General features: G+C 73.3%; 8 protein-coding genes. 4 read left to right on the forward strand and 4 right to left on the reverse strand.

What is annotated here, in order from left to right; translation table 11 throughout:
* From PV343_RS39815 to PV343_RS39825, 3 genes are all read right to left on the reverse strand, one after another.
* A partial coding sequence (locus PV343_RS39815) for a biotin/lipoyl-containing protein (RefSeq protein WP_319151940.1) occupies nucleotides 1-678 on the reverse strand: 678 nt, incomplete at its 3' end.
* A 60-nt stretch (nucleotides 679-738) separates the two neighbouring features.
* Nucleotides 739-2,127: a dihydrolipoyl dehydrogenase gene (gene lpdA / locus PV343_RS39820; protein ID WP_319151942.1), complete on the reverse strand. Its 1,389-nt coding sequence runs from the start codon at nucleotides 2,125-2,127 to the stop codon at nucleotides 739-741.
* A gap of 279 nt (nucleotides 2,128-2,406) precedes the next feature.
* A complete protein-coding gene (locus PV343_RS39825; RefSeq protein ID WP_319151944.1) occupies nucleotides 2,407-3,945 on the reverse strand; it encodes a leucyl aminopeptidase in 1,539 nt (512 codons plus the stop codon).
* A 343-nt stretch (nucleotides 3,946-4,288) separates the two neighbouring features.
* Here PV343_RS39825 and PV343_RS39830 point away from each other — a divergent pair, with 343 nt between their 5' ends.
* The 4 genes from PV343_RS39830 (at nucleotide 4,289) to PV343_RS39845 (ending at nucleotide 10,263) form a co-directional block, all read left to right on the forward strand.
* Entirely contained in the window at nucleotides 4,289-6,325 is a 2,037-nt protein-coding gene (locus tag PV343_RS39830; RefSeq protein WP_319151945.1) for a hypothetical protein, read from the forward strand.
* A gap of 121 nt (nucleotides 6,326-6,446) precedes the next feature.
* Nucleotides 6,447-7,967 carry a GT4 family glycosyltransferase PelF gene (gene pelF / locus PV343_RS39835; protein ID WP_319151946.1) on the forward strand — a complete coding sequence of 507 codons (1,521 nt, stop codon included), beginning with the start codon at nucleotides 6,447-6,449 and terminating at the stop codon, nucleotides 7,965-7,967.
* Nucleotides 7,964-9,487, forward strand: a complete 1,524-nt coding sequence (locus PV343_RS39840; RefSeq protein ID WP_319151947.1) for a hypothetical protein — start codon at nucleotides 7,964-7,966, stop codon at nucleotides 9,485-9,487. The genes pelF and PV343_RS39840 overlap by 4 nt, the downstream gene beginning before the upstream one ends.
* Before the next feature lie 32 nt (nucleotides 9,488-9,519).
* Nucleotides 9,520-10,263 carry a spherulation-specific family 4 protein gene (locus PV343_RS39845; RefSeq protein ID WP_319151948.1) on the forward strand — a complete coding sequence of 248 codons (744 nt, stop codon included), beginning with the start codon at nucleotides 9,520-9,522 and terminating at the stop codon, nucleotides 10,261-10,263.
* On the opposite strand, the gene PV343_RS39850 is transcribed toward PV343_RS39845, so the two are convergent.
* Nucleotides 10,238-10,378 (reverse strand): adenosylcobinamide-GDP ribazoletransferase, encoded by a 141-nt coding sequence (locus PV343_RS39850; RefSeq protein ID WP_319151949.1) that lies wholly within the window; start codon nucleotides 10,376-10,378, stop codon nucleotides 10,238-10,240. The genes PV343_RS39845 and PV343_RS39850 overlap by 26 nt on opposite strands.
* Nucleotides 10,379-10,389: the final 11 nt, after the last annotated feature.

A 10,389-nucleotide genomic window follows, 5' to 3' on the forward strand; every position in this document is an offset into this window, starting at 1 on the left:
CGCCGGGGCAGCAGCCGCGGCCGGGGCCGGGGCGGCCGGAGCCGGAGCGGCGGCCGGGGCGGCGCCGGGGGCACCGATGACGGCGAGCTTGGCGCCGACCTCGGCGGTCTCGTCCTCGCCCACCACGATCTCGAGCAGCACACCGGAGGTGGGCGCCGGGATCTCGGTGTCGACCTTGTCCGTGGAGACCTCGAGCAGCGGCTCGTCGGCCTCGACGGAGTCGCCGACCGACTTCAGCCAGCGGGTGACGGTGCCCTCGGTGACGGACTCACCGAGCGCGGGCAGGACCACGTCCGTGCCCTCGGCGCCACCGGCCGGGGCGGCCGGCGCGGCGGGGGCCTCGGGGGCCGGAGCCGGGGCGGGGGCGGCCTCGGCCGCCGGGGCGGCCGGAGCCGGGGCCTCGGCGGCGGCGGGGGCCGGAGCGGCAGCGGGCGCGCCCGTACCGTCGTCGATCACGGCCAGCTCGGCGCCGACCTCGACGGTCTCGTCCTCGGCGACCTTGATGGAGGCCAGCACACCGGCGGCGGGCGAGGGGATCTCGGTGTCGACCTTGTCGGTCGAGACCTCGAGCAGCGGCTCGTCGGCCTCGACGCGCTCGCCCTCGGCCTTCAGCCAGCGGGTGACAGTGCCCTCGGTGACGCTCTCGCCGAGCGCCGGAAGGGTTACGGAAACCGCCATGGTTTCGGTTGCTCCTTACGAATTGCGGAAGTCTGTGTCGTCGCGCCCGTTGACCGAAGGTCAGTCGTGGGAGTGCAGCGGCTTGCCGGCCAGCGCCAGGTGTGCCTCGCCGAGCGCCTCGTTCTGCGTCGGGTGGGCGTGGATGAGCTGGGCGACCTCGGCCGGCAGCGCTTCCCAGTTGTAGATCAGCTGGGCCTCGCCGACCTGCTCGCCCATGCGGTCGCCGACCATGTGGACGCCGACCACTGCACCGTCCTTCACCTGGACGAGCTTGATCTCGCCCGCGGTGTTGAGGATCTTGCTCTTTCCGTTGCCCGCAAGGTTGTACTTCAGAGCGACGACCTTGTCCGCGCCGTAGATCTCCTTGGCCTTGGCCTCGGTGATGCCGACGGAGGCGACCTCCGGGTGGCAGTACGTCACCCGCGGGACACCGTCGTAGTCGATCGGGACGGTCTTCAGACCGGCCAGACGCTCCGCCACCAGGATGCCCTCGGCGAAGCCGACGTGCGCGAGCTGGAGCGTCGGGACGAGGTCGCCGACGGCGGAGATGGTCGGAACGTTGGTGCGCATGTACTCGTCGACCAGGACGTAGCCGCGGTCCATGGCGACACCCTGCTCCTCGTAGCCGAGGCCCTGGGAGACCGGGCCGCGGCCGACGGCGACGAGCAGGACCTCGGCCTCGAACTCCTTGCCGTCGGCGAGGGTGACCTTGACGCCGTCCTGGGTGTACTCGGCCTTCTGGAAGAAGGTGCCGAGGTTGAACTTGATCCCGCGCTTGCGGAACGCGCGCTCCAGGAGCTTCGAGCTGTTCTCGTCCTCGACCGGGACGAGGTGCTTCAGGCCCTCGACGACCGTGACGTCCGCGCCGAAGGACTTCCACGCCGAGGCGAACTCGACGCCGATGACACCGCCGCCCAGGATGATCGCGGACTTCGGCACGCGGTCCAGGACGAGGGCGTGGTCGGAGGAGATGATGCGGTTGCCGTCGATCTCCAGGCCCGGCAGCGACTTCGGCACGGAGCCGGTCGCCAGCAGGACGTGGCGGCCCTGGACGCGCCGGCCGTTCACGTCGACGGAGGTGGGGGAGGACAGCCGGCCCTCACCCTCGATGTACGTCACCTTGCGGGAGGCGACGAGACCCTGCAGGCCCTTGTACAGGCCGGAGATCACGCCGTCCTTGTACTTGTGGACACCCGCGATGTCGATGCCCTCGAAGGTGGCCTTGACGCCGAACTGCTCGCTCTCGCGGGCCTGGTCGGCGACCTCGCCGGCGTGCAGCAGGGCCTTGGTGGGGATGCATCCCCGGTGCAGGCAGGTGCCGCCGACCTTGTCCTTCTCGATCAGGGCGACGTCAAGGCCCAGCTGCGCCCCGCGCAGGGCCGCGGCGTAACCACCGCTACCACCGCCGAGGATCACTAGGTCGAAAACGGTGCTGGCGTCGTTCGCCACGTCACGTCCTCCATGCATGTGCGCCTTGCGCCGATCTCCAGTGACCGGCGGGCGGCTGGTGTCCGGCCGCTTGATGCTTCGGCCCTTCGGTGGGGGCCCTGTCCTGCCGGGCTCCATCTTTGCACTTGTTCGAGGCGTACGAGACGCGGGGCCTGAGTGTGAGACACCCCACGTACCCCCGAAACGAAGGCGAGCACGGCGCAGGGGCGCAAAGAGCTGCGTGAACAGCTCCTCGCGCCCCTGTCGTGGCCCGCCGGGCGAGCGGCGGGGCCGGGGGGGTCAGCCCAGGTCGCCCGCCGCGGTCAGCTCGGCGAGCCGGACCAGCGTGCGCACGGCGGAACCGGTGCCGCCCTTCGGCGTGTAGCCGAACGGGCCGCCCTCGTTGAACGCCGGACCGGCGATGTCGAGGTGCGCCCAGGTGATGCCCTCGCCCACGAACTCGCGCAGGAAGAGACCGGCGACCAGGCCACCGCCCATCCGCTCGCCCATGTTCGCGATGTCGGCGACGGTGGAGTCCATGCCCTTGCGCAGGTGCTCCGGCAGCGGCATCGGCCACGCGGGCTCGCCGACCTCCTCCGCGGCCTCGTACACCGCGGTGCGGAAGGAGTCGTCGTTGGCCATGATCCCGAAGGTGCGGCTGCCCAGCGCCAGCATCATCGCGCCGGTGAGGGTGGCCACGTCCACGATCGCGTCCGGCTTCTCCTGCGAGGCCGCCCACAGCGCGTCGGCGAGCACCAGCCGGCCCTCGGCGTCGGTGTTGAGCACCTCGACGGTCTTGCCGCTGTACATGCGCAGCACGTCGCCGGGGCGCACCGCGGAGCCGGACGGCATGTTCTCGGCCAGCGCCAGCCAGCCGGTGACGTTGACCCGCAGGTCGAGACGGGAGGCGGCGACCACCGCGGCGAACACGGCGGCGGCACCGCTCATGTCGCACTTCATCGTCTCGTTGTGACCGGCCGGCTTCAGCGAGATGCCGCCCGAGTCGTAGGTGATGCCCTTGCCGACGAAGGCGAGGTGCTTGTCCGCCTTCGGGTGCGAGTACGACAGCTTGACCAGGCGCGGGGTCGCCGCGGAACCGCCGCCGACGCCGAGCAGGCCGCCGTAGCCGCCCTTGACCAGGGCCTTGTCGTCGAGCACCTGGATCTTGATGCCGTGTTCCTTGGCGGCGGCCTGGGCCACGCCGGCGAAGGCCTGCGGGGTCAGGTCGTTCGGCGGCATGTTGATCAGGTCGCGGGCGCGGTTCAGCTCCTCGCCGATCGCCACGGCCCGGGCCACGGCACCCTTGTGGGCGGCGTCGCGCGGCTTGCCGCCGAGCAGCGTGGCCTCGCCGAGCGGGGCCTTGCCGTTCTTGGCCTTCGCGTCCTTCGCGCCGTCCTTGTAGGTGTCGAACGCGTAGGCGCCGAGCAGGACGCCCTCGCCGATCGCGCCGACGGCGCCGGGGCTGTCGACCGGCAGCGCGAACGCGGCCTTGCGGCAGCCGGCGAGGGCACGGGCGGCCACGCCGGCGGCCCGGCGCAGCGCCTCGGCGTCGTACCCGGCGTCCTTCTCGGGCTGCGCGCCCAGGCCCACCGCCACCACGAGCGGCGCCTTGAAGCCGGCCGGGGCGGGCAGCTTCGTCAGCTCGCCCTCGGCACCCGAGGCGCCGAGGGTCTCCAGGACGCCGGCCAGCTTGCCGTCGTATGCCTTGTCCACGGCCTCGGCGCCGGGGGCGACGACCAGGTCCCCAGACCTAGACGCAGCGCTCTTGGCGACACCGATCACGATCGCGTCGGCCCGCAGGCCGGGCGCCGCGGCGGTGCTGAGAGTAAGAGCAGTCACGGTGGTGAAATCTCGCTTCCGATGTGAAGTTGCTGTGGCCGATGAGGGGTGGGTCGACCGGGCCCGAGAGCCGACCCTAGGTCCAGGACTGTGGGCAGGGGACAACCGGGGCCTTCACCCTGTCGGCGAACACCCGGGACGAGACTACGCGCGTACCCGCGTTCGCTCATGCCTGCGGGTGTTCACCTGTCCGTGGCGTCGTGGCCATTTATCGCCCCGGGGCCCCTGCGGCCTGAGCCACACTCATCGGGTTCCGGTGGGCCTATCGCCCACCGATTCGCATGATTTCCACTGATCCTCCGCCAATTCACCACAGAGGATCTTCTGGGGGGAAGGAACTGCCATGGCACACCGCGCGCGCCGCTGGAGAGCGGCGACCGTGACGGCGACGGCCGCGGGGCTGGTCACTCTGGGGCTCACCGCCCCGGCCGCCTCGGCCGCCACCGATCCGCGCATCGACCTGCGGGTCCTCGTGGTCGACGACGGCGGAAGCCCCGTCGGCGCGATCACCGCACAACTGAAGAGCGAGGGGGTCCCGTACACCACCGTCGACCTGGACGACTCCGCTCGCCCCACCATCAGCGACACCTTTCTGAGCGACACGGTCAACGGGCGCCCGCGGGCGAAGTTCCAGGGCGTGGTGCTGCCCAACGAGGCGCCCTTCGGGGCGGGCTCGGCCGAGCAGACGGCCCTGGAGTCGTACGAGCGGACGTACGGCATTCCCCAGGTCGACGCCTACACCTGGGCCCACCCCGAGGTCGGCCTGGACTACACCGACAGCAACGGCTACGCCGGGAGCCTCGACGGGCGGACCGCCACCGTGACCACGGCAGGCCGCGCGGGCCCCTTCGGCTACCTGAAGGGAGCCTTCTCCTTCGAGGACAACTCCCCGTCGGTGGACGAGAGCTACGGCTTCCTCGCCCAGCCCCGCACCGGCTTCACCAGCTACGTCGACGTCCCCGTGCCGGGCGGCACCGGCAACGGCAGCCTGCTCGGCGAGTACGCCCACGACGGGCGCCGCGAGCTGGTGGTGACCTTCGCCTACAACCAGTACCAGCAGCAGTTCCGGGTGCTCGCCCGCGGCATCGTCGAATGGCTGACCCAGGGCGTCCACCTCGGCCAGGTCCGCAACTACTTCGCCGTCCACGTGGACGACGTCTTCGCGCCGGACGCCCGCTGGGACAGCGCGCGCGACTGCACCCCCGGCGACATCGACTGCGCGGGCGGCGGCACCGACACCGAGACCCCGATCCGCATGACGGCGGCCGACGCCCAGTACGCGGCCTCCTGGGAGCAGAGCCACGGCTTCACCCTCGACATGGTGTTCAACGCGGGCGCCGGCGAGGAGTGGAAGAGCGAGAACGGCGGCACCGACGCGCTGACCGACCAGCTGCTGCGGGACAAGGCCAGGTACCGGTGGGTGAACCACACGTACACCCACCTGTTCCTCGGCTGTGTGCAGGACACCTCGACCGTGCCGTGGAGCTGTGCGAAGAACGCCGACGGTTCCACCAAGTGGGTGAGCCGCCCGGACATCTCCGGGGAGATCTCCAACGACTACGACTGGGCCCTGCGGCACGGGCTGCCGGTCGACCGCACCGAGCTGGTCACCGGGGAGCACTCCGGTCTGAAGACGCTGCCCCAGCAGCCCCAGGACAACCCCGACCTGGGCCCGGCGCTCGCCGCCAACGGCGTGAAGTGGACCGCCTCCGACAACTCCCGCGAGTCCGAGCAGCGGGCCGTCGGCAGCAGCACCCTCACCGTGCCGCGCCACCCGATGAACGTGTACTACAACGTCGGCACCAAGGCCGAGATGGCCGACGAGTACAACTGGATCTACACGTCCAAGGCGGACGGTGGCAGCGGGATCTGCGAGAACAACCCGACCTCGACCTGCCTGCCCCGGCCGCTGGACACGGCCACCGGCTACACCGACACCATCGTGCCCGCCGAGGCCCACACCGACCTCGGGCACGTGCTGGGCAACGACCCGCGCCCGCACTACGCGCACCAGTCGAACCTCGCCGAGGACCGCCTGCTCTACCCGGTCCTGGAGCGGGTGCTCGCCGACTACCGGGCGCTGTTCGCGGACAGCGCCCCGATCGTGAACCTGCGCCAGAGCGCCATCGGCGCCGAGCTGCAGAACCGGGCCAAGTGGCAGACCGCGCTGGACGGCGGCAAGGTCACCGCCTACCGGATCGGCAACACCGTCACGGTCAACGCGCCGTCCGGCACCCAGATCCCGGTGACGGCACCCGAGGGCACCAAGCAGCAGCAACTGCTCGGCGCGACCGCGTTCGGCACGGCCTACGCCGGTCAGCGCTCGGCCTGGGCGGCACCGGCCGCCCTGCAGTCCGCGCTCACGCTCAAGCTGCCGTAGCCGACGCCGAGGCAGCCGTACGGCGGAGAACCGCGCGCCCGGCCCCACCGGACCCCGAGCCGGCGGCCGGCCCGCGGTTCCCCGCACGGCATCCGTGAAAAGTGGGGGGAACCGCGCAGCGATGCGTACCGGCCGCAAGACAACCATGCTCACCGAAGGCACCTATCCGCATGTCCACGGCGGCGTCAGCACCTGGTGCGACCAGCTCGTCAAGGGCATGCCGGAGGTGACCTTCCACGTCGTCTCCATCACCGGCACCGGCCGGGAACCCGTGACCTGGGAACTGCCGCCGAACGTGGGCCGGCACACCACCGTGCCCACCTGGGGCCCGCGCCCCGGCCGGACCCACGCCCCCCGCGGCCGGGCCCGGCGCCGCTTCACCGACGCCTACGAGCGGCTCCTGCTGTCCTTCCTCGACCCAGAGGCACGCTGCGACTTCGGGGAGGCGCTGTACGACCTCGCCGTCCTCGCCCGCGACGGATGGCTCTCGCCGGCCCTGCGCACCGAGACCGCGCTGCGCTCGCTGCAGTGGATCTGGACGATGCCGCACCTGCCGACCGCGGCCGCCCGGCCCACCCTGCACGACGCGCTGACCGCCACCGACCTGCTGGAACACGCCCTGCGCCCGCTCGGCGTGCGGATCGACACGGACTCGGTGGCGCACGCCGTCAGCAGCGGCCTCGCGACCCTGCCCGCACTCGCCGCGCACCGGCTCGACGGAGTGCCGTTCCTGCTCACCGAGCACGGCATCTACCTGCGCGAGCGCTACCTGGGACAGCGCGCCGACCGGCACCGCTGGCCCGTCAAGGCGTTCCTGCTCGGCTTCTACCGCGAGCTGAACTCGCTCGGCTACCGGGCCGCCGACCTCATCACCCCCTGCAACCGGTACAACCGGCGCTGGGAGGAACGCGGCGGCGCCGACGCCGACCGGATCCGCACGGTCTACAACGGCGTCGACCCGCACGCCTTCCCGCACGCCGGGCCCGAACCCGACACGCCCACGCTCACCTGGTGCGGCCGGGTCGACCCCATCAAGGACCTGGAGACCCTGCTGCGCGCCTACGCCCTGGTCCGCGCCGAACTCCCCGAGACCAGGCTCCGGTTGTTCGGCCCGGTCCCGGCCGGCGGCGAGGCCTACCGCACCCGCCTGGAGAAGCTCGCCGCGGAACTCGGCATCGCCGACGGCCTCACCTTCGAGGGCCGCATCAGCGAGGTCTGGCGCGCCTACGCGGCCGGGCACCTCGTGATGCTGTCGTCCATCTCCGAGGGCTTCCCGTTCTCCATCATCGAGGCCATGTCGTGCGGCCGCACCACCGTCTCCACGGACGTCGGCGGGGTCCGCGAGGCGGTGGGGGACACCGGCCTGGTGGTCCCGCCGCGCGAGCCGGAGAAGATGGCGGCGGCCGCGCTGACCCTGCTCCGCGACGACGGACGGCGGCTGCGGCTGGGGGAGTCGGCCCGCCAGCGGGTGATCGACCGGTTCACGCTGCGCCGCTCGGTCGACAACTTCCGCACCATCTACCAGGAACTCGCCGGCCTTCCCCAGGTGTACGAGCCCACCGTCGAGACGGTCGCCGACTGGACCGAGGAGCTGCGCGACCCCTGGTACGCGGCGGTGGCGACGGACGGGACCGACTGGTGAGCGACGACGTCCGTGTGCTGCCCGGCGTCCCGGGCGCGCGCCGCAGCCCCGGCTGGGCGCGGCGCGATCCGATCGACGAACTCGCCGCCGACTGGGACGAGTCCGTGGCGGCCGCCGTCCACCCGGACGAGATAGCCGCCCTGCTGGAGTCCGACGGCCTGTCCGACGACCAGATCCGCGAGCGCTACGGCGTCGAGAACTCCTTCGCGCTCGCCGAGGAGCTGTACGCCCGCACCCCGCGCCGCCACCCCGAGCCGGACGGCGAACCGCCCGACCCCTGGCGGACCGGGCTGCTCGGCTGCCTGCTGCGCGGGCTGGTCTTCGCCCTGCCGGGCTTCGCCTACGTGCTGGGCGACCCGCTGCTCGCCGGCCCGCACGAGGCCCTCGGTCTGCCCGCCGGCACCCGTACCCTGCTGGCCGGCGCCCTGTGCGGCTGGGCCTGGAACCAGGGGCTCGCCCACCGCGCCTACGCATGGCTGGGTCTCGGCGACCGCCCGGCGGCCCGCCGCTGCCTCCTGGTCGGCGCCCCCGTCGGCATGCTGCTGGGCACACTGGTGGCGCTCGCCGTCGCGGGCCCCGGCCGTCCGGCGGCCGTCGCCTTCGCCGCCGGGCAGTCCTGCTACTTCGGCGCGTCCGGTGTCCTGCTGGTGATGGGCCGTGAGCAGACGCTGCTCGCCGCGCTGCTGCCGATGACCGCGGGCGGCCTCCTGACCCTCGCCCACCCGCTGCCCGCCCCCGTCCGTCTGGTGCTGCTGCTGGGCTCGCTCGCCGCCGTCGCGGTCCTCGGCCTGCTGGAGGCCGCCCCGGTCCTGACCGCACCGCGCCGCTGGCGAGCCGCCCTCCCCCGTCTCGCCGCGCACGCCAAGTCGCTCCCGCCGGCGCGATGGTGGCCCTCCGGCCGGGCCGGCCGGACGGCCGCGCCACCGGTCACCGGGCCACGGCCGCTCGCCTCCCTGCCCTACGCCGTGTTCGGCCTCGCGAGCGGGGTGCTGGTGGTCGACGCCGCCCTCGGGGACGTCCTGGCCGGCGCCGGGCACGGCGCGCTCGCCGCCCCGGCCGCCGTGGCCCTCACGCTCAGCATGGGCCCCGCCGAATGGCTGCTGTACCGCTTCCGCGGCGGCAGCCTCGCCGCCCTGCGCACCAGCGGTACCCCCGGACAGTTCCGCCGGACCACGGCCCGCGTGCTGGCCCGCTGCCTCACCGCCTACCTGGCCGCCCTGCTCACCCTGACCCTGGCCGTCACCGCGCCCTGGCCGCACGCACCCGCCCCGGCCGCCGCGCGGCTCACGTCCCTGCTCGCCCTCGGCGTGGTGTTGTGGACCGGACTCCTGCTCCAGTCGTTCGGCGCCGTCCTCGGCGCGACGGCCGTCTGCTGCGCGGCCTCGGTGGCCCAGACCCTGGCCCTGCTCACCCACGCGGGCAGCCCCGACACCGTGGCGCTCGCCGTGTACGCGAGCGCGGCCGGCGCCCAGGTCGCGCTCGTCCGCGTCCGGCTGGGAAGGGTGACCGCACACCGATGAGCACACAGATGAGCACACCGACGGGGACACAGATGAGCACACCGATGGGCACACCTCCGAGCACACCGGCGGGCACCCTGCTGGTCCCCTACTACGAGCACCCCTCCGTCCGACCCGCCGAGTGGGCGGCGATCCTCGCGGCCGCCCCGCGCCTGTACGGCGTCGTCCTCAACCCGGCCAGCGGCCCCGGCGACCGCCCCGACGCGGCCTTCGCCCAGACCGCCGCCCGGCTGCGCACGGCGGGCGTGACCCTGCTGGGCTACGCCGACACCGGCTACGGCGGACGACCGTACGAGGACGTCGAGGACGAACTGCGCCGCTACCGCGCCTGGTACGGCACCCACGGCGCCTTCCTGGACCAGGTGGCGTCCGGGGCCGGAGAGGCACGGCACTACGAGCGGCTGACCACGGCCGCCCGCACCCTCGGCTGCGTCACGCTCGTGCTGAACCACGGCACCCGGCCGCACCCCGCGTACGCGCCACTCGCCGACCTCCAGGTCACCTTCGAGGGCCCCTGGAGCGCCTACCTGCGCACGCCCGCCCAGCCCGGCCCCCGGCCGGCCGGGGCGGCGGTGTGCCATCTGGTGTACGGCGTCCCGCCGGACGCGGACGCGGCCGGCGCCGCCCGCGCCCGGGGCGCCGCCGTGCACTGCGCGGTGCCCGGCACGGGCGCTCACCCCTGGGGCACGCTGCCCCACGGTCTGGGCCCACGGGTCCCTCCGGCGCGTTCGCCGGGCACGGGCGCGGAACCTAACGGCCGAGAGCCAGCACGATGAGCGCGGTGGTCGCCGCCGTCTCCGCGAGGGCGCCGAACACGTCCCCGGTGACCCCGCCGAACCGGCGCGTGCAGCGGCGCAGCAGGAGTTCGGCCACGGCCGGGGCCAGCAGCATCGCGGCCGCCG

Source organism: Streptomyces sp. WI03-4A (assembly GCF_033792105.1).
Taxonomy (GTDB): domain Bacteria; phylum Actinomycetota; class Actinomycetes; order Streptomycetales; family Streptomycetaceae; genus Streptomyces; species Streptomyces collinus_A.

What these genes read in the sequence shown, in the direction of transcription:
- PV343_RS39850 (WP_319151949.1), bottom strand. Translation starts at nt 10,378, where the DNA reads ATGCTGCTGGCCCCGGCCGTGGCCGAACTCCTGCTGCGCCGCTGCACG.
- PV343_RS39830 (WP_319151945.1), top strand. Translation starts at nt 4,289, where the DNA reads ATGGCACACCGCGCGCGCCGCTGGAGAGCGGCGACCGTGACGGCGACG.
- PV343_RS39845 (WP_319151948.1), top strand. Translation starts at nt 9,520, where the DNA reads ATGAGCACACCGATGGGCACACCTCCGAGCACACCGGCGGGCACCCTG.
- pelF (WP_319151946.1), top strand. Translation starts at nt 6,447, where the DNA reads ATGCGTACCGGCCGCAAGACAACCATGCTCACCGAAGGCACCTATCCG.